Raw genomic sequence first — 18,938 nt, forward strand, 5'->3', positions numbered from 1 at the left:
ACCGCGCCGCGTGCCGGCAGCGAGCCAGTCGTATTGAACGTGAAGTTCGGCGACGTCACCCACCAGGTCACCCTGGACGCAACCGGCCACGGTTCGCTGACCGTTGCCAACCCGAACGGCGAAGACGTGTTCGTCGACGCCGGCAGCCTGAGCGTCAACGTCCTGGGCGGTACCGGCGGTGGCTACGAGAAGATTGGCGCCTCGACGGGCAGCGTTCAGGTTAACGATACCGAGACGCCAGTCACTGCAGTTGTGACCGCTAACCCGGTCAACGAAGGTCAGGACATCACCTTCAACTTCGCAATGAGCACTGCCCCGCGCGCGGGTAGCGAGCCAGTCGTGCTGAATGTGAAGTTCGGCGACGTCACCCACCAGGTTACCCTGGACGCAACCGGCCACGGTTCGCTGACCGTTGCCAACCCGAACGGCGAAGACGTGTTCGTCGACGCCGGCAGCCTGAGCGTCAACGTCCTGGGCGGTACCGGCGGTGGCTACGAGAAGATTGGTGCCTCGACTGGCAGCGTCCAGGTTAACGATACCGAGACGCCGGTCACCGCAGTTGTGACTGCTAACCCAGTCAACGAAGGCCAGGACATCACCTTCAACTTCGTGATGAGCACCGCGCCACGCACCGGTAGCGAGCCTGTCGTGTTGAACGTGAAGTTCGGCGACGTCACCCACCAGGTCACCCTGGATGCAACCGGTCACGGTTCGCTGACTGTGGCCAACCCGAATGGCGAAGACGTGTTTGTCGATGCCGGCAGCCTGAGCGTCAATGTGCTGGGCGGCACCGGCGGTGGTTACGAGAAAATCGGTGCTTCGACCGGTACTGTTGACGTCCGTGACACTGAAACGCCAGTGACTGCAATCGTGACCGCTAACCCGGTCAACGAAGGCCAGGACATCACCTTCAACTTCGCGATGAGCACCGCGCCGCGTGCCGGTAGCGAGCCTGTCGTCCTGAACGTGAAGTTCGGCGCCGTCACCCACCAGGTCACCCTGGACGCAACCGGCCACGGTTCGCTGACCGTTGCCAACCCGAATGGCGAAGACGTATTCGTCGATGCCGGCAGCCTGACTGTCAATGTCCTGGGCGGCACCGGCGGTGGTTACGAGAAGATTGGCGCTTCCACCGGTACTGTTGACGTCCGTGACACTGAAACACCAGTGACGGCAGTCGTGACCGCTAACCCGGTCAACGAAGGCCAGGACATCACCTTCAACTTCGCGATGAGCACCGCGCCACGTGCCGGTAGCGATCCGGTTGTGCTGAACGTGAAGTTCGGCGACGTCACCCACCAGGTCACTTTGGACGCAACCGGTCACGGTTCGCTGACTGTGGCCAACCCGAACGGCGAAGACGTCTTCGTCGACGCCGGCAGCCTGACTGTTAACGTGCTGGGCGGTACTGGCGGTGGCTACGAGAAGATCGGTGCCTCGACTGGCAGTGTCCAGGTCAACGATACCGAAACCCCGGTCACTGTCTCGATCACTGCTCGTCCCGCGACAGAAGCTGACGCCAACGTTACCTTTGACTTCCAGATGAGCCGTCCGCCGCAATCCGGCAGCGCTCCGGTCGTGCTGGTGGTAAAAGTAGGTGGTGTCAATTACGACGTGAATATCCTCGCTGACGGCAGCGGTACTCTGTCTGTGCCGAACCCTAACAGCGAAGATCTGTTCAAGGACGCCAGCAAGCTGGTAGCGACTGTCATCAGTGGCACTGGCGGCAACTACGAGCTGATCCAGACGGGCGCCACCGCGACTGCCGACATTGCCGATACCATCGACACCGTCTATGCCAAGATCAGTATCGTCAACAGCTCGGTCACCGAAGGCGGCACCTTCACCTACAAAGTCGACCTGGTCGACGCGTCGGGCAAGGCCGTAACCGTTGCAACTGGTAAATCGGTAACAGTGAACCTGGAGTGGAGCGGCAGCGCTGATGCATCCGATGTTGTCGGCACGTTGCCGAACAGTGTGACCATCACCGGTGGCAACAGCAGCTACTCGTTCAACGTGAAGACGTTCGACGACACCCGGATCGAGAGTGATGAAACGCTGACAGCCACCATCAAGCAGGTGGTCGACAACAACAACTTCTACGAGAACCTGGCAGTTGGCAGCCAGAACTCGGCCACCGGGACGATCTTCGACAACGACAAAGGCCCGCAGGTGATTGCCGACTCCAAGGCTTCCATCGTCGAAAGCGGTACCGCCGGCGGCGCCGACGTAGTCCTGGTACTCGACCGTTCGGGCAGCATGGGGCCACGTAGCGTTGCTGGTGGTAGCGACCCGGATGGCGCGGGTCCTTACAACAGCCGCCTGGAAATGCTCAAGGACGCGGTCAAGAACCTGTTCCAGTCGGGCACCGTGCATTCGGTGTTCATCGTGTCGTTCGCCGACAAGGCCACTTTCCACAGCTCCGGCAAGGACGGCGGTTGGTTCACCAATCTGGACGATGCGCTCAAGGCCATCGACAACCTCAGCGCTGGCGGTACTACCAACTACGCCGCGGCGCTGAACGCGGTTACCAACAACTACACCAACCCTCCAGCAGGCGGCAGCAAGCTGGTGAGTGTCTTCATGTCCGACGGCGCGCCGAACGACGCCACGGCCAACGAGAGCAACTGGATCAACTTCCTGAACAACAAAGGCTTCAACGATTCCTACGCTGTCGGTTTCGGTGGGCTGAGTAACCAGGACAAGAACTACCTGGAGCCTATCGGCTGGAAACCGGGTGAAACCACTACCTCGATCACCAATGGCGCGGCCGATGATCACGTGCTGGTGGTGGATACCTCGCTGAGTGCGCTTACCCAGGCGCTGGTCGGCAGCATCGGCGGCAGCGCCGTGTCTGGCGATGTCACCGCCAATGCTACCGGCGGCACAGCCGGCTGGGCGGCCAACGGCTGGAAACTGGCTTCGGTACAGTACGGCGGCGTGACTTACACCTTCACCAGCGCCACCGACAGCAAGACCATCGACTTGGGCACCGTAGGCAAAGTAATCATCAAAGGTGACGGCAGCTACACGTTCTCGGGCAAAGATAACCAGGACGTTGCCAGCGATCTGTCAGCTGAGCTGAAGTTCACCATTCGGGATGCCAACGGTTCGACGGCGTCTTCAACCCTGACGCTTACTGTCAAAGACCGCAGCGATGCAATCGCGGCCAATGACGATGCCACGGCTACCCTTGTTTCGTCGAAAGTGACGACAGCGTCCTACACCACTACATTGGCCACCTTCTCGAGCAACGAGAGCAACCCTTGGAAAATCGGTAACTGGACGTCGACTGCGGTCAACGGCAGCACAGCCGATGCCCAGCGAAACAGCAATGCTCTGAAGCTGACCGACACGAACGGCAGTCGTGATGGCGATGCGCAGGCAACGTCCCCGACTTACAAGGCAGTCGGCGGCGAAACCCTTTCTTTCGCGGTCACAGACACCAATTTGAACGGCGGCTGGTTCACCCTGGACACAGCGGGCTGGTCGCTGTTGCAAAGTGTGGATAACGGCGCGACCTGGAAGTCGGTGCAAGAGGGTTCGATCTGGGGCAACGGTTCTGTTGAAACCCAGTCGCTTACTGCCGGAGCGATGTACCGTATTCAGTTGAATGTTCACGATGACACGAGTGGCGGCGGCAACGCTTACATCACCGTCGACAACTTCCAGGCCAATGTCCCGGAAACGAGCAGTGTCGTGTGGACTGCCAGCCCCGTCACCGGCACTGTCGCCAACAACGACACCTGGGGCGGCAACGGTGAAACCTCGACCCTGTCGGTCAAGGTCAACGGAAGCTGGGTGGATGTCACCGCTGGCATGAAGGTCACCGGCCAGTACGGTGAGCTGACCATCAACAAGGATGGCTCCTACAGCTACCAGGCAACTGGCAGCAAGGAAAATGCCGGTCATGTGGATGCATTCGAGTACAAGCTGACCCAACCCGATGGCGACACCGACACCGCGCACCTGTACGTGACGATTACCGCACCGGGTTCAGGCACCACCCCAGCCTGGACCAGCGGCAACGACACCCTGCTGGGCACGGACGGCAACGACATCCTCTTCGGTGGTGCCGGCAACGACACCCTGACCGGCGGCAAGGGCAACGACACACTCACCGGCGGCAGCGGCGCGGACCTGTTCGTCTGGAAGGCTGGGCATACCGGCAACGATATCGTCACCGACTTCAAGGCGTCCGAAGGTGATCGCCTCGACCTCAGCGACCTGCTGCAGGGCGAGAAGGGCAGCAACATCACTGATTACCTGAAGGTCTCCACCGTCAATGGCGAGACCGTTCTGCAGGTAAGCAGCAAAGGTGAGCTGAACGCGACCGATGGTGCTAACCACGTTGACACCACCATCACCATGCAGGGGGTCAATTGGTCGAGCGCCACGATCAACTCGCTGGTCGGTGGTGCCGATCCGCTGATCAAGATCGACAACCACAACAGCTGATGCTGGCCCCCGACAGCGGCAGGTGACTGCCGCTGTCGGGGCCCTTCGATCCAAAAGTGAGGCGCTTCCCAGCGACTGGCGGGCGGCGCATACTCGCCTGCCATTTCTCGCGCAATCACCCGAAAGGTACCCTCGTGACGTTGGACAACGCCCTGATCTACGTACAACGCGACCCCGAAGGCCGCCTGCAGCGTGTCGAGCCCAGCCCATTCCCCGGGCACACGGAAGTCCTCACCGCCGACCACGCCGAGGTTCAGCACTGGTTCGCTGACGATGTCGTGGAAAACAGCCTGCGTCAGCTCAAGCAGAGCGACCTGGACATGATCCGCGTGCTGGAAGACCTGATCGACGTGCTTACCACCAAAGGCGTGCTCAGCATCACTGATCTGCCGGCCGGCGCCCAGGCCAAACTGCTCAATCGCTCGACCGCGCGCAAGGCGCTGGGGGGCTTGAGCAACCTCATCGAAGACGACGCGGAACACGGCCTGATCTGAGCGGTTCACGCTCATATGGTTATGCATTAAAGATATTTAAATTATTTTTCTTATGCATTTATAGTCACCTCCACTGCGTACCCGTCGACCAATCGATGCGCCGCACGACTTGAACCCACACGGGTAATCCCCGTGCGTTTCTGATCGTTGCGCGCCATTGAAGTCGCGCACTGCGTGGGAGTGACACATGCCAGCCGCCTCGAACGCCTTGTCGTCGATCGACAGCGCCCAGCCGCAACCCTTTGAAATACGCCCGTTCTCCGGTGCCGTCGGCGCCGAGATCATCGGCCTGGACCTGGCCAAACCGGTCACCGCCGAGGATTTCACCCGTATTCATCGCGCCCACCTCGACCACCATGTGCTGGTGTTCCGTGATCAGCGCATCAGCCCGGAACAACAGATCGCCTTCAGCCGCCGTTTCGGCGAGTTGCAGATTCATGTGCTCAAGCAGTTCCTGCTTGCCGGCCACCCGGAAATCCTGATCGTCTCCAACATCATCGAGCACGGCCAGAACATCGGCCTGGGCGATGCCGGCAAGTTCTGGCACTCGGACCTGTCGTACAAGGAGCTGCCTAGCCTCGGCTCCATGCTGCACGCCCAGGAGCTGCCCAGTGAAGGGGGCGACACCCTGTTCGCCGACATGCACAAAGCCTGGGACGCCGTGCCCGAGGCCCTGCGCAAGTTGGTCGAGGGCCGCAGTGCCGCTCATTCCTACACCGCCCGTTACGCCGAAACCAAGTTCGAGGGCAACTGGCGCCCGACCCTGACCGCCGAGCAACTGGCGCAGGTCAAGGAAGTCATCCACCCGGTGGTCCGCACCCACCCGGAAAACCACCGCAAGGCACTGTTCGTCAGCGAAGGATTCACCACCCGCATCGTCGGTTTGCCCGATGATGAAAGCCGCGACGTGCTGCAGCAGCTGTATGCACTGAGCGTGCTCGAGCAAAACATCTACCGCCATCAGTGGCAGCCCCACGACCTGGTGTTCTGGGACAACCGCTCGCTGATCCACCTGGCCACCGGTTGCCCCGCGCACCTGCGACGCAAACTGTTCCGGACCACCATCCAGGGCGATGCCCCGTACTGACGACTGAGGAATTCATCATGCGCAAATCCATCAGCCGCCTGGCGGCAAGCTTCGGCCTGGGCGCCAGCCTGGTTGTCGGCAGCCTGGCGGCACCCGCCGTGGCACAAGCCGAAGGCAAAATTCGCATCGCCGAGCAGTTCGGCATCGTCTACTTGCTGCTCAACGTGGTGCGTGACCAGCACCTGATCGAGAAGCACGGTAAAGAGCAGGGCATCGACATCGAAGTCGACTGGGCCCAGCTGTCCGGGGGCTCGGCGATCAACGACGCGCTGTTGTCCGGCTCGGTCGACATCGCCGGGGCCGGAGTCGGCCCGCTGTTGACCGTGTGGGACCGCACCAAGGACCGGCAGAACGTCAAGGCCGTGGCTTCTCTGGGCAACTTCCCGTACTACCTGGTCAGCAGCAACCCGAACGTGAGGACCATCGCCGACATTTCCGACAAGGACCGCATCGCCGTGCCTGCGGTGGGTGTGTCGGTGCAGTCGCGCTTCCTGCAATACGCCGCCGCCCAGCAGTGGGGCGACAAGGAATACAACCGCCTCGACAAGTACACCCTGGCCATACCGCACCCGGATGCCACCGCCGCGCTGCTGGCCGGCGGCACCGAACTGAACGGGCACTTCTCCAACCCGCCGTTCCAGGACCAGGCGCTGGCCAACAAGGACGTGCATGTGGTGCTCAACAGCTATGACCTGCTCGGCCCCAACTCGCCGACCCTGCTGTTCGCCACCGAGAAATTCCGCAAAGACAACCCCAAGACCTACAAGGCCTTCGTCGATGCCCTGGCCGAGGCGGCGGATTTTGCTCAGAAGGACAAGGCCGCAGCAGCGGATACCTACATCCGCGTGACCAAGGCCAAGATCGACCGCGACGCGCTGATCAAGCTGATCGACAACCCGCAGTACGAATTCACCGTCACGCCGAAAAACACCTACAAGCTGGCCGAGTTCCTGTATCGGGTCGGCGCCATCAAGCACAAGCCGGCGTCATGGAAAGATTACTTCTTCCAGGATGAACGCCCGCTGCAGGGGAGCTGACCGACCATGACCGCCCCTTTGCCAGGCCACACGGCCAGCAACCTGAGCCGTGTCGCTACACCGCCATTGCTCCATGTGGACAACCTGAGCCTGGAATACCGCACTGCGCAGCGCGTGGTGCGGGCCACCCACCAGGTCAGCTTCGAAGTCGACCGCGCCGACCGTTTCGTCCTGCTGGGCCCGTCGGGCTGCGGCAAGTCCACCTTGCTCAAGGCCGTGGCCGGATTCATCGACCCCCGGGAAGGGCAGATCCTGTTGCAGGGCCAGCCGGTCAAAGGCCCCGGGCCTGACCGCATTGTGGTGTTCCAGGAGTTCGACCAGCTGCCGCCGTGGAAGACAGTGAAAGAAAATGTCATGTTCCCGCTGCTGGTGTCTGGCCAGCTCAAGCGTGCCGAGGCTGAGGAGCGGGCCCAGCATTACCTGGACAAGGTCGGCCTGGCCGCCTTTGCCGATGTTTACCCGCACATGCTGTCGGGCGGGATGAAGGCACGCGTGGCGATCGCCCGGGCGCTGGCCACCCAGCCGAAGATCCTGCTGATGGACGAGCCGTTCGCCGCGCTCGATGCGCTGACCCGGCGCAAGATGCAGGAAGAACTGCTGCTGCTGTGGGAGGAAGTGCGCTTCACCTTGCTGTTCGTCACCCACTCCATCGAGGAGGCGTTGGTGGTCGGCAACCGCATCCTGCTGCTGTCGCCCCATCCGGGCCGGGTACGGGCCGAGGTGCACAGCCATCAGTACGACCTCGGCAGCCTCGGTGGTGCAGACTTCCAGGCCAGTGCGCGGCGCATTCACCGCTTGCTGTTCGACGAGGCCGAAGCCCCTGAGCCGGCAGATAACCTGGGCTTCAACGACATCCGCATCGCCTACTGACAGGAGCTTCAGCCATGACCCCTACCCCTGTACGCCAGGAATACGAGGTGCAGCTGCAGCCTTTGCTCAGTGTGCCTGTGGAACGCAATCTACCCTTGGCCCAGCGCCTCTGGCAGCACGGCTGGCTGCGCAAGGTCGTGATCCTGGTGGTGATCGCCGCCTTGTGGGAAGGGATCGCCCGCTACCAGGGCAACGACCTGCTGCTGCCGACCTTCCTGCAAACCGCCGCTGCGCTGTGGGACGGCCTGCTCAGTGGCGAGCTGCCGGCCAAGGTCGGCGTGTCGCTGGTGATTCTGCTCAAGGGTTACCTGCTGGGCATCGTGCTGGCTTTCGGCCTGACCAGCCTGGCGGTGTCGACCCAGCTCGGGCGTGATCTGCTCGGTACCCTGACCTCGATGTTCAACCCATTGCCGGCCATTGCCTTGCTGCCGCTGGCGTTGCTGTGGTTCGGGCTGGGTGACAACAGCCTGATCTTCGTGCTGGTGCATTCGGTATTGTGGGCGCTGGCACTGAATACCTATGCGGGCTTTCTCGGCGTGTCGGAAACCTTGCGCATGGCCGGGCGCAACTACGGCCTGAAAGGGCTGCGGCTGGTCCTGCACATCCTGGTGCCGGCGGCATTACCGTCGATCCTCTCCGGGCTGAAGATCGGTTGGGCGTTCGCCTGGCGCACCCTGATCGCCGCCGAGCTGGTGTTCGGCGCCAGCAGTGGCAAGGGCGGGCTGGGCTGGTACATCTTCCAGAACCGTAACGAGCTGTACACCGACAAGGTGTTTGCCGGGTTGGCGGTGGTGATCCTGATCGGCTTGCTGGTCGAGGGGCTGGTGTTCAACACCCTGGAGCGGTTGACCGTGCGGCGGTGGGGCATGCAGAGGTAGTTTTCCTGTGCGGGCCCTTTCGCGGGCGCGCCCGCTCCCACAGGTACTCCACAGTTTCAGATACTGCGCGGGCCCTGTGGGAGCGGGCGTGCCCGCGAAGAGGCCGGCACAGGCGACTAACTCATGTACTGGGCAGCCGCCTTGCTCAATGTCTTGGCAATCTCATCGCGCAATGCTGCGGGCTGTTCGATCACCACCGCCTCCCCCTGGCCCAACACCCACCAGCGCAATGGCCCGCCATCTTCCACCGTGGCCCGCAGCCGATGCCCTTGGTCCAACGCCATCAACTGCATGTCCACGCTCAACGGCGCTTCACGCAACTGCCGCGCCAAGGGGTCGCTGACCCAGGCCTGCATCTCGATCCCTTCACCCTGCACTGGCTGAAGCGAATCACCACGCAAATACCCCTGCAGGTCGAAATTGGCCCGCAATTCGCCAGCAACGCTCGCCGACCAATGCCAGCCAAACGGAATGCTCTTGTCATTGCGCTCCAGCGGAAAGATCAGCGACAGCTCGTTCAGGTCCCGCTCCACCGTACGTTTGCTGACGCTGAAGCCCACATCGCGCAGGCGCCACACCAGCTCGGCGCTGGTAATGCCTGGGGAACGGCTGGGTAACTGGCGCAGCAGCGCCCACTGACGACTGAGGGTGGCGCGGGTTGTGGCGAACGGCAAAAGATAACGTCCTTGTCTAGGCTTGCCGCAACAGCATGGCGGCTCGATCGGGTCATGGCAATTAGCCATAACTCGTTCAGATCAATGAATGTGCAATTGGTTGCCTTGCCACGAATCGTTCGCGACAGGTTTTGACGTGACGTCGCGCAGAATCACGCCTCATCACAGCCGTAGTCGGGCCTGTGGGTCGTTCAATGAGGATGAACATGTCTGCTGTCAGCAATATCCATTCGCTGCTCGCCCGTCTTCTGCCTGAGCAGGTCGTTTGCCCACCGACACCCGTCGGCAGGCGCCAGCGGCTGTTTGCCGGGGTAGGGCAGCCCAGCCAGCGCGCGCTGCTGGTCAACCGCCTGGACGAGGCGCACGACCTGCAGGCGGTGTATTCCGACCTGCGCCAGCAGGCACTGGCCGGCAACGTGGCAGCCCTCAACGACCTCGGCTGGATCTGGCTCAATGGCAAGTACTGGCGGGCCGATACCGCGCTGGCCCGGCACCTGCTGCGCATGGCGGCGCTGCAGGGCAATGCGGCGGCGTGGTTCAACCTCGGGCAGCAGCACTACTTCGGCAAAGGGGTCGAAACCTCCTACGCACAGGCCGAGGAGTGCTATCGCCAGGCCTTCGAGCGGGGCATGCTGCATGCCGCTGCCGCGTTGGGTGACCTCTACGAAGAAGAAGTCTGTGATGCCGCGCTGGGCTGGCGGGTGGACCCGGGCCAGGCCTACCAGTGGTTCTTGCGCGGCGCCGAGCGTGGCGAGGCGCGTTGCCGGTTCGAGGTCGGCTACCGCTTGTTGCATGGCTTGTACGTTGATGCCGACATCAAGGCCGCGCTGTATTGGCTGGAGCTGGCGGCAACCACCGGTGTGATGCAAGCGGCCGAGGAGCTGGCGGTGCATTTCAGCAGTCGGGATGAGGCGCGTTACCAGCAATGGCGTGACCGGGCGCTGCAGATGGGCAGCAACCTGGCCCTGACCATGAAGCTGGAAGACCAGATTCAGCCTTGAATGAACAAAAATTCATTCAGGTCTCCCGTCGCCTGCGGTTGACGACAGGGGGAGGCACAGGCGTATATTGATAGTTAGCAAACTATGAATATCTTTGGTTCCCTACATGTCCATTGACTCCCTGCGCCTGCAAGTCAGCAGCGGCATGGTGGTTGCCGCTCGCCATTGGCGGCGCATCTGCCACAACGCCGTGATCGGCTACGGTATTTCCGAGGCCTGCGCCGCACCGTTGCTGATGATCGTGCGCCTGGGCGACGGCGTGCACCAGGTGGCCGTGGCCCAGGCTGCCGGCCTGGAAAGCCCGTCGCTGGTGCGCCTGCTTGACCAGCTGTGCAGGGCTGGCCTGGTGTGCCGCAGCGAGGACCCGCTGGACCGTCGTGCCAAGGCCTTGAGCCTGACCGCCGAAGGCCGCGTCCTGGCCGAAACCATCGAGGCCGAGCTGGTGCGCGTGCGCCATGAGGTGCTGCAGGGCCTCGACGAGGCCGACCTGCAGGCCGCGCTGCGTGTGTTGCGGGCCTTCGAGGCCGCAGGCCTGGGCACTGCAGGCGGGGTGGCATGAACGGTTTCTTCAGCTCGGTGCCGCCGGCCCGCGACTGGTTCTACGGCGTGCGCACCTTCGCCGCCTCGATGATCGCCCTCTACATCGCCTTGCTGCTGCAATTGCCGCGGCCGTACTGGGCGATGGCCACCGTTTACATCGTCTCCAGCCCCTTCGTCGGCCCGACCAGCTCCAAGGCGGTGTATCGCGCCGTGGGTACGTTGCTCGGTGCTGCCGGGGCGATCTTCTTCGTGCCGCCGCTGGTGCAGTCACCGCTGCTGCTGAGCATCGCCATCGCGCTGTGGACCGGGACCTTGTTGTTCCTTTCGCTGAACCTGCGCACGGCCAACAACTATGTGCTGATGCTGGCCGGCTATACCCTGCCGATGATTGCCCTGGCAGTGGTCGACAACCCGCTGGCGGTGTTCGACGTGGCGTCTTCCCGGGCCCAGGAAATTTGCCTGGGCATCGTCTGCGCGGCGGTGGTCGGTGCTATCTTCTGGCCACGCCGGCTGGCCCCGGTAGTGGTGGGTGCCACCGGTAGCTGGTTCACCGAAGCAATCCGCTACAGCGATACCTACCTCGCCCGTGAAGCCAGCGCCGACAAGGTCGGCGGCATGCGCGGGGCGATGGTCGCCACGTTCAATTCGCTGGAGCTGATGATCGGCCAGCTCGGCCACGAGGGCGCGGGCCCGCACACGCTCAAGAACGCCCGTGAACTGCGCGGACGGATGATTCATCTGCTACCGGTGATCGACGCCCTTGATGACGCCCTGATCGCCCTCGAAGGTCGCGCCCCGACCCATTTCGCGCAGATCCAGCCAGTGCTGGAGGCCGCCCGCGAATGGCTCAAGGGCACCGCCGACAACGCCTCCATCGCCCGCTGGACCGCCCTGCACGAGCAGATCGATCGCCTGCAGCCCGGCGCCGCCGCGCTTGACCAGCGCGCCGAGCTGCTGCTGTCCAACGCCCTCTACCGCCTGACCGAATGGGCCGACCTGTGGCAGGACTGCTGCGCCCTGCAGCACGCCCTGCGCACCGACGATCCCAAGCCTTGGCGCGCGGTGTACCGCCACTGGCGCCTGGGCCGCCTGACGGCGTTCTTCGACCGTGGCCTGATGCTTTACTCGGTGGTGTCCACGGTGCTGGCGATCGTCGTCGCTTGCGGCCTGTGGATCGGCCTGGGCTGGAACGACGGCGCCAGTGCGGTGATCCTCGCCGCCGTGTCGTGCAGCTTCTTTGCCGCCATGGACGACCCGGCGCCGCAGATCTACCGGTTCTTCTTCTGGACCTTGATGTCGGTGATCTTCTCCAGCCTGTACCTGTTCCTGGTACTGCCCAACCTGCACGACTTCCCGATGCTGGTGCTGGCCTTCGCCATCCCGTTCATCTGCGTCGGCACCCTGACCGTGCAGCCGCGCTTTTACCTCGGTACCTTGCTGACCATCGTCAACACCTCGACGTTCATCAGCATCCAGGGCGCCTACGACGCCGACTTTTTCACTTTTCTCAACTCCAACCTGGCCGGCCCTGTGGGCCTGCTGTTCGCCTTCATCTGGACGTTGGTGATGCGCCCGTTCGGCGTGGAGCTTGCGGCCAAGCGCATGACCCGCTTCCTCTGGCGCGACATCGTCGAGATGACCGAACCGGCGACGCTGGCCGAGCACCGCCAGGTGGGTGTGCAGATGCTCGACCGCCTGATGCAGCACCTGCCACGCTTGTCGCAGACCGGCCAGGACAGTGGCGTGGCGCTGCGCGACCTGCGCGTGGGGCTGAACCTGCTCGACCTGCTGGCCCACCTGCCACGCGCTGGCCAACAGGCCCGCGAGCGCCTGGGCACGGTGATCGAGGAGGTCGGCGCCCATTACGCCGCCTGCCTGCGCGCCGGGGAGCGCCTGCATGCCCCGGCCGCGCTGCTGCGTAACATGGAACGCGCGCGCCTGGCGCTCAACCTCGATGAGTTGTACGAACGCGGTGACGCCCGTACTCATCTGCTGCATGCCCTGGCTGGCCTGCGCCTGGCCTTGCTGCCGGGTGTCGAGGTGATGCTCGAGCCTGCCGAACAACCGCAACTGCCCCCCGGACTCGACGGAGCGCCCCTGTGATCGGTGAACTGGATATCAGCGGGGTGTTCCTGCCCACGTTGCTGGTGATGATGTTTGGCACCTACCTGCTGTTCCTGGGGGTGCACGCGGTGCTGGTGCGCCTGCACTTCTATCGCCTGGTCTGGCACCGGGCGCTGTTCAACGTTGCCCTGTATGCCGTGCTGCTGGGCGCGGTCGACCACTTTTGCCGAAGCCTGATGCTGCCATGAAAAAACCTTTGCTGACCCTGGGCCGCGTGGTCCTGACCCTGCTGGTAGTGACCTTCGCCGCCGTGCTCGTGTGGCAGATGGTGGTGTACTACATGTTCGCCCCCTGGACCCGTGACGGCCACATCCGCGCCGATGTGATCCAGATCGCCCCGGACGTGTCTGGCCTGATCCAGAAGGTCGAGGTGCGCGACAACCAGACCGTCAAACGCGGTGACGTGCTGTTCACCATCGACCAGGACCGCTTCACCCTGGCCTTGCGCCAAGCCAAGGCCACCCTTGGCGAGCGCCAGGAGACCCTGGCCCAGGCCTCGCGTGAGGCGCAGCGCAACCGCAAGCTGGGCAACCTGGTGGCGGCCGAGCAGCTGGAAGAGAGCCAGTCCCGCGAGGCCCGCGCCCGTTCTGCGGTCAGCGAGGCCCAGGTGGCGGTCGACACCGCCCAGCTCAACCTCGACCGCTCGGTGGTGCGCAGCCCGGTAGATGGCTACCTCAACGACCGCGCTCCACGTAACCACGAATTCGTCACTGCCGGCCGCCCGGTGCTGTCGGTGGTCGACAGTGCCTCGTACCACGTCGATGGCTACTTCGAGGAGACCAAGCTCGGCGGTATCCACATCGGAGACGCCGTGGACATCCGCGTGATGGGCGACAACACCCGCCTGCGCGGCCACGTGCAGAGCTTCGCCGCCGGCATCGAAGACCGCGACCGCGTCAGCGGCGCCAACCTGCTGCCCAACGTCAACCCGGCGTTCAGCTGGGTGCGCCTGGCCCAGCGCATTCCGGTGCGCATCGCCTTCGACGAAGTGCCGCAAGACTTCCGCATGATCGCCGGGCGTACCGCCACCGTGTCTATCCTCGAGGGCCAGCGTCCATGAAACAGCTGATCCTGGCGGGGTTCTGCCTGTCCCTGGGGGCCTGCATGATGGTCGGCCCGGACTACGAAGTGCCGAAGGACGCGGCGGTGCAACGCAGCGACCTCAACGGCCCGTTGCGCCAGGACGCCGACAGCGTGGTGTCGGCACCGGTGCCCGAGGACTGGTGGCAGCTGTATCAGGATCAACGCCTCAACGAGCTGGTGCGCCAGGCGTTGAGTGCCAACACCCAACTGCGCGTGGCCGCGGCCAATATCGCCAAGGCTCGTGCGCAGGTCGAAGTGGCCGAGTCGCAGGGCGGCTTCAACGGCGGCATCAAAGCCGGTGCCCAGCGCCTGCAGGAGTCCGGCCAGGCGTTCCTGCTGCCGGAGAAGGTGCCGGTGGCCAACATCGGCGAGGCGATCATCAGCGCCTCATACCAGTTCGATCTGTGGGGCACCTTCAAGCGCGGCACCGAGGCCGCCAAGGCTAACGCCGACGCTGTGCAGGCTGCCGCCGATACCGCGCGTATCACCCTGGTGGCCGACGTGGTCAAGGCCTACACCCAGGTGTGCTCGGCCAACGAGGAGTACCACATCGCTCGCGAGTCGCTCGATTTGCAGGAGCAGAGCGTGAAACTCAACCAGCGGTTGCGTGATGCGGGACGTGGCGATGAAACCCAGGTCACCCGCTCGCAGACCCAGTTCAAGTCGTTGCGCGCCGAACTGCCACGTTTCAAGGCTGAGCGCGAAACGGGCATGTATACCCTGGCGGCATTGCTGGCCAAGCCTGTGGACAAGTTGCCTGCCGGCACGGCTGATTGTGCCGAGTTGCCGCACCTGAACCAGTTGGTGCCGGTGGGTGACGGTGCGGCCCTGCTCAAGCGCCGTCCTGACGTGCGCCAGGCCGAGCGCCAGCTCGCGGCGGCGACCGCAGAGATTGGTGTGGCGACCGGTGCGCTTTATCCGGACATCAGCATCGGTGCCCAGGTCGGTACCATCGGTATTCTCGAAGACCTCGGCGATCCGTCGACCAACCGCTGGGGCTTTGGCCCGCAGATCAGCTGGAGCATCCCGACCAACGGCACCCGCGCACGTATTCGCATGGCGGAAGCCTCGACCCAGGCGGCTCTGGCGCATTTCGATGGGGTGGTGCTGAACGCCATTCGCGAGACCCAGACCCGTCTGGCGCAGTACAGCGCCTTGCTGGACCGGCGTGATGCACTGGCCGAGGCGGAGAAGTCGGCGAAAGAAGCGGCGGATCAGACCCACCGTTATTACCAGGCGGGGCGTGAGTCGTTCCTGGCGGATTTGCAGGCGACGCGGACCTATACCGATGTGCGAGCGCAGTTGGCGGCGGCCAATAGCCAGGTGGCGGTGGGGCAGATTGGGGTGTTTTTGGCGTTGGGTGGGGGGTGGAAGGACGCTGGGAAGCGGTGAGGCTGGAGGGTGTTTGACAGGAGATTGGGGGAGGGCTGACAGGTGTCTGCCATGGCATCTTCAGCGCCTGTGAGATCGAGCGCCGCCCCCGCGGCGCTCGATCTCATAGGCGCTGCAAACCTGTCGGCAGGCACCTCCTGAATCCACTGAAGTTCTCTGCCGTAAGACATTTCCGAACCTGAAACCAAATGCTTCAGTTCTGGCTCCATGTCGAATTATCCTACGGCACCTGTCGGAAGGTGCTGTCTTGGCTGGGAAGTGCTCCCGGACTACTGTCCCTGGGTCGCCTCGCAAGGCGATCGGGCGTGAGACACCCGGTTTACATTCGGTAGCACCGCTTCATGGCGGTCGTGTGCGGACAGGCTTTGGCCTGGCCGGGGTTACCGTATGTCCCGGGTCTCACACCGTGCACGACTGCCACCCAATTCCGTGAGACGAAAAGAAGTGCAGTGACATTTCTCATACGGAGTTCCGACATGAAAAAGCTAGTACCCGACCCACCTCCAACCGCTATCCCCCAACCCGAAATCCCCGGTTTCTCGCTCATCGACCCGCCCAGCACCGAGCGATGCGACGCGCTGGTCCATGCCCTGACCCTCACCGTGCAGCAAACCTACAGCGTCCTGCTAGACAGCGAACCAGGCCCGCGCCGCGACGCCATGCCTTTGAGATAGACGGATGGAGCAGCGTGATTCGGCGCCTTGGTCAGGGCGAGCCATGAATGCGAGCACATCAAACGTCTGGATCTACACACAGAGGAATTTAACAATGGCAAACGAAATCTCAACATCGGTATGGGATGCGTTGGTTGACTCGGCCGAAGAGGCCGAGAACCTGCGGCTGCGCTCCAAGCTGATGCTCGCACTGACCAAGGCCGTGCGTGCATGGGATCTTCCGCAAAAGGAAGCGGCTAAGCGGTTGCATGTCACGCAGCCGCGCCTGAGCGAATTGCTCAACGGCAAGATCGATAAGTTTTCATTGGATGCGCTGGTGAACCTGCTGGCTAACGCAGATTTGGAGGTGGACTTCACGGTAAGGGAGAAAGCGGCGTAAGTCTCAAATCGCCAAGGTGCTGGGCAGCTGCTTTTCCTTGGGGCTCACATGGCACTAGCGGACAGTTTCCACCACGGAAATCCTCACATTGAGCTCATTTAGAATTTTTTTTCTGATTCGTCTCGGAAAATTGTGATTTTTGAGGAATTTGCCCATTTTTTCCTCACTCCAGGGTGTCGATGACGAGTCGGATTGTCGGCACGCCCTCTTTAGAACTTGTTGCAAGATTTTTCATGAAATCCATCGCCAACCCTTGAGCGAAGCAAAGTGGAAGTGAACAATGTTCTCTTTCGCATCCCCTCCGAGACTGGCCATGAAAACCCGTTCCCGTCTGCTCGCCTGGTTACCGGCCGTTCTGCTCGGCCCGGTGCTGGCGCTGTGCAGCACCCTCGTGCAGGCCGAGGCGCCCGCCGAGGCCGCAAAAGCCCTGCATTTGCTGGATTACATCGGGGCCGACTATCCCCCGACCGTGGCAAACGGCAAAGTCATTGACGACGGTGAATATCGCGAGCAGCAAGAATTCAGCACCGTGCTTGCAGACTTGGTAAAGGGCCTGCCAGCCAATCCCGAGCAAGCCGGCCTTCAGCAAGGTGTGCAGGCGCTGCGCCAGGCCATCGACCAGCGCCAGGACGGCGCAGCGGTAGCCAAGCAGGCCCGCCAGCTGGGTGCCCGCCTGGCGGTGGCCTACGAGGTCAGCCAGGCCCCGGTAATCACCCCGGACCCTGCCCGTGGCGCCTCGCTGTATGCGCAGAACTGCTCGATCTGTCACGGCGATACCGGTGCCGGTGACGGCCCGGCGGGTGTCGGCCTGGAACCTGCACCGGCCAACCTGCGTGACACCGCGCGCCTCGACCAGCTGAGCCTGTTCGACCTTTACAACACCCTGGCCTTGGGCGTGGACGGCACCGAGATGCCGTCCTTCGCCGACCAGCTGGATGAGCGCCAGCGTTGGGATGTGGCGGCCTACATCGCCAGCTTTACGGCCACGCCTGAAGCTGCCAAGGGCGACAAGACCTGGAACATCGCCGACCTGGCCCGCCAGACACCGGCCGAAGTCGTCGCCAATGAAGGCGCAGCCTCGGTCGAGGCATTCCGCGCCCAGCGTGCCCAGCCGCCGCAGGTCAAGCGCGGCCCGGCGCAGTTGCTCGAATACACGTCCAGCACCTTGGACAAGAGCCTGGCCGCCTACCGCGCGGGTGATCACGACCAGGCGTACGACCTGTCGGTAGCGGCATACCTGGAAGGCTTCGAACTGGTTGAAAGCTCACTGGACAACATCGATGCCGAGGCGCGCAAGAGCACCGAGAAATCCCTGATGGCCTACCGTCAGTCGCTGCAGGACGGCCTGCCGGTCGCCCAGGCAGAACAGCGTCTGAACGAAGCGAAAACCAAGCTCGACCAGGCCGCCAAGCTGCTCGGCAGCGATGGCCTGAGCTGGTCGCTGAGCTACATTTCCGGGCTGCTGATCCTGCTGCGCGAAGGCCTTGAGGCAATCTTGGTACTGGCAGCGATCCTGGCCTTCCTGCGCAACACCGGCCAGCAGTCGGCAGTACGCAGCGTCAATATCGGATGGGGCCTGGCGCTGGTCGCTGGCTTCGCCACCTGGGCCCTGGCGGCCTACGTGATCGACGTTGGTGGTGCCCAGCGTGAACTGCTTGAAGGCTGCACCGCGCTGTTCGCTGCGGTGATGGTGCTGTGGCTGGGCGTGTGGATGCACGACCGCCGCCATGCCGCCGCCTGGCAGGACTACATCAAGAGCAGCCTGGTCAGCGGCGGCGGGCGCTTCGGCTTTGCCATGCTGGCGTTCTTCTCGGTGTATCGCGAGCTGTTCGAAGTGATCCTGTTCTACGAGACCCTGTGGCTGCAGGCCGGCCCTGCCGGGCATCAGGCCGTGCTGGCCGGTGGTGCCACGGCACTGGTGCTGCTGGTTGGCCTGGCATGGGTAATCCTGCGTGGCTCGGCGAAGCTGCCGCTGTCGCTGTTCTTCAGTATCAACGCCGGGCTGCTCTGCGCGCTGTCGGTGGTGTTCGCCGGGCATGGCGTGAAGGCCCTGCAGGAGGCGGGCGTGCTGGGTACGCGGCCGGTGGCGTTCTTCGAGTTCGACTGGCTGGGGATTCACGCCGACCTGTACTCGCTGAGTGCGCAGGCGGTGGCGTTGCTGGCCATTCTGGTGTTGTATGGGCGTAGTCGCCTGGCCGAGAAGCGCCGGGCTACCGCTAATTGATCGGGGGCCGCTGCGCGGCCCAT

At 63.3% G+C, this 18,938-nt stretch carries 16 protein-coding genes; 15 read left to right on the forward strand and 1 reads right to left on the reverse strand.

Going from position 1 to position 18,938, the window contains the following annotated elements; translation table 11 throughout:
• The 6 genes from ACIPW4_RS26545 to ACIPW4_RS26570 all read left to right on the forward strand — a co-directional run.
• Positions 1-4,458 (forward strand): beta strand repeat-containing protein (locus ACIPW4_RS26545; RefSeq protein ID WP_400663463.1); only part of this gene is annotated, 4,458 nt, incomplete at its 5' end.
• Between the two features lie 152 nt (positions 4,459-4,610).
• A complete protein-coding gene (locus tag ACIPW4_RS26550; protein ID WP_400663547.1) occupies positions 4,611-4,952 on the forward strand; it encodes a tryptophan synthase subunit beta in 342 nt (113 codons plus the stop codon).
• Positions 4,953-5,139: 187 nt separating this feature from the next.
• Positions 5,140-6,039, forward strand: coding sequence for a TauD/TfdA dioxygenase family protein (locus tag ACIPW4_RS26555; RefSeq protein ID WP_400663465.1), 900 nt, complete (start codon positions 5,140-5,142; stop codon positions 6,037-6,039).
• 17 nt (positions 6,040-6,056) lie between these two features.
• Entirely contained in the window at positions 6,057-7,076 is a 1,020-nt protein-coding gene (locus tag ACIPW4_RS26560; RefSeq protein ID WP_400663467.1) for an ABC transporter substrate-binding protein, read from the forward strand.
• A gap of 6 nt (positions 7,077-7,082) precedes the next feature.
• Positions 7,083-7,946: an ABC transporter ATP-binding protein gene (locus tag ACIPW4_RS26565; protein ID WP_400663469.1), complete on the forward strand. Its 864-nt coding sequence runs from the start codon at positions 7,083-7,085 to the stop codon at positions 7,944-7,946.
• A 14-nt stretch (positions 7,947-7,960) separates the two neighbouring features.
• The gene (locus ACIPW4_RS26570; RefSeq protein ID WP_400663471.1) at positions 7,961-8,824 is read left to right on the forward strand and encodes an ABC transporter permease; all 864 of its coding nucleotides are present in this window, start codon (positions 7,961-7,963) and stop codon (positions 8,822-8,824) included.
• Between the two features lie 116 nt (positions 8,825-8,940).
• On the opposite strand, the gene ACIPW4_RS26575 is transcribed toward ACIPW4_RS26570, so the two are convergent.
• Positions 8,941-9,498: a WYL domain-containing protein gene (locus ACIPW4_RS26575; protein WP_400663473.1), complete on the reverse strand. Its 558-nt coding sequence runs from the start codon at positions 9,496-9,498 to the stop codon at positions 8,941-8,943.
• Between the two features lie 206 nt (positions 9,499-9,704).
• Between ACIPW4_RS26575 and ACIPW4_RS26580 the strand changes: the two genes are divergently transcribed.
• The 9 genes from ACIPW4_RS26580 to ACIPW4_RS26620 all read left to right on the forward strand — a co-directional run bounded on the left by ACIPW4_RS26580 (position 9,705) and on the right by ACIPW4_RS26620 (position 18,915).
• Positions 9,705-10,499, forward strand: a complete 795-nt coding sequence (locus ACIPW4_RS26580) for a tetratricopeptide repeat protein (RefSeq protein WP_400663475.1) — start codon at positions 9,705-9,707, stop codon at positions 10,497-10,499.
• Positions 10,500-10,605: 106 nt separating this feature from the next.
• Positions 10,606-11,058 carry a MarR family winged helix-turn-helix transcriptional regulator gene (locus ACIPW4_RS26585; RefSeq protein WP_400663476.1) on the forward strand — a complete coding sequence of 151 codons (453 nt, stop codon included), beginning with the start codon at positions 10,606-10,608 and terminating at the stop codon, positions 11,056-11,058.
• Complete coding sequence (locus ACIPW4_RS26590) at positions 11,055-13,142, forward strand: FUSC family protein (RefSeq protein ID WP_400663479.1); 2,088 nt, start codon at positions 11,055-11,057, stop codon at positions 13,140-13,142. The genes ACIPW4_RS26585 and ACIPW4_RS26590 overlap by 4 nt, the downstream gene beginning before the upstream one ends.
• Entirely contained in the window at positions 13,139-13,351 is a 213-nt protein-coding gene (locus tag ACIPW4_RS26595; RefSeq protein ID WP_016392395.1) for a DUF1656 domain-containing protein, read from the forward strand. The genes ACIPW4_RS26590 and ACIPW4_RS26595 overlap by 4 nt, the downstream gene beginning before the upstream one ends.
• Positions 13,348-14,223: an efflux RND transporter periplasmic adaptor subunit gene (locus ACIPW4_RS26600; protein ID WP_400663483.1), complete on the forward strand. Its 876-nt coding sequence runs from the start codon at positions 13,348-13,350 to the stop codon at positions 14,221-14,223. Before ACIPW4_RS26595 ends, ACIPW4_RS26600 begins: the two co-directional genes overlap by 4 nt.
• Positions 14,220-15,638, forward strand: a complete 1,419-nt coding sequence (locus tag ACIPW4_RS26605) for an efflux transporter outer membrane subunit (protein ID WP_400663486.1) — start codon at positions 14,220-14,222, stop codon at positions 15,636-15,638. The genes ACIPW4_RS26600 and ACIPW4_RS26605 overlap by 4 nt, the downstream gene beginning before the upstream one ends.
• A 476-nt stretch (positions 15,639-16,114) precedes the next feature.
• Entirely contained in the window at positions 16,115-16,312 is a 198-nt protein-coding gene (locus tag ACIPW4_RS26610) for a hypothetical protein (RefSeq protein ID WP_400663489.1), read from the forward strand.
• A gap of 94 nt (positions 16,313-16,406) precedes the next feature.
• Positions 16,407-16,691 (forward strand): helix-turn-helix domain-containing protein, encoded by a 285-nt coding sequence (locus tag ACIPW4_RS26615; protein WP_400663491.1) that lies wholly within the window; start codon positions 16,407-16,409, stop codon positions 16,689-16,691.
• 280 nt (positions 16,692-16,971) lie between these two features.
• On the forward strand, positions 16,972-18,915 hold the full coding sequence (locus tag ACIPW4_RS26620) for an FTR1 family protein (RefSeq protein ID WP_400663494.1): 1,944 nt from the start codon (positions 16,972-16,974) through the stop codon (positions 18,913-18,915).
• Positions 18,916-18,938: the final 23 nt, after the last annotated feature.

The sequence above is a fragment of the Pseudomonas sp. NPDC089996 genome, assembly GCF_044748405.1.
In the GTDB taxonomy this organism is placed as follows: domain Bacteria; phylum Pseudomonadota; class Gammaproteobacteria; order Pseudomonadales; family Pseudomonadaceae; genus Aquipseudomonas.

Coding starts and splice junctions, on each gene's coding strand:
- ACIPW4_RS26580 (WP_400663475.1), top strand. CDS start 9,705: ATGTCTGCTGTCAGCAATATCCATTCGCTGCTCGCCCGTCTTCTGCCT.
- ACIPW4_RS26610 (WP_400663489.1), top strand. CDS start 16,115: ATGAAAAAGCTAGTACCCGACCCACCTCCAACCGCTATCCCCCAACCC.
- ACIPW4_RS26600 (WP_400663483.1), top strand. CDS start 13,348: ATGAAAAAACCTTTGCTGACCCTGGGCCGCGTGGTCCTGACCCTGCTG.
- ACIPW4_RS26565 (WP_400663469.1), top strand. CDS start 7,083: ATGACCGCCCCTTTGCCAGGCCACACGGCCAGCAACCTGAGCCGTGTC.
- ACIPW4_RS26590 (WP_400663479.1), top strand. CDS start 11,055: ATGAACGGTTTCTTCAGCTCGGTGCCGCCGGCCCGCGACTGGTTCTAC.
- ACIPW4_RS26585 (WP_400663476.1), top strand. CDS start 10,606: ATGTCCATTGACTCCCTGCGCCTGCAAGTCAGCAGCGGCATGGTGGTT.
- ACIPW4_RS26605 (WP_400663486.1), top strand. CDS start 14,220: ATGAAACAGCTGATCCTGGCGGGGTTCTGCCTGTCCCTGGGGGCCTGC.
- ACIPW4_RS26620 (WP_400663494.1), top strand. CDS start 16,972: ATGTTCTCTTTCGCATCCCCTCCGAGACTGGCCATGAAAACCCGTTCC.
- ACIPW4_RS26570 (WP_400663471.1), top strand. CDS start 7,961: ATGACCCCTACCCCTGTACGCCAGGAATACGAGGTGCAGCTGCAGCCT.
- ACIPW4_RS26560 (WP_400663467.1), top strand. CDS start 6,057: ATGCGCAAATCCATCAGCCGCCTGGCGGCAAGCTTCGGCCTGGGCGCC.
- ACIPW4_RS26555 (WP_400663465.1), top strand. CDS start 5,140: ATGCCAGCCGCCTCGAACGCCTTGTCGTCGATCGACAGCGCCCAGCCG.
- ACIPW4_RS26615 (WP_400663491.1), top strand. CDS start 16,407: ATGGCAAACGAAATCTCAACATCGGTATGGGATGCGTTGGTTGACTCG.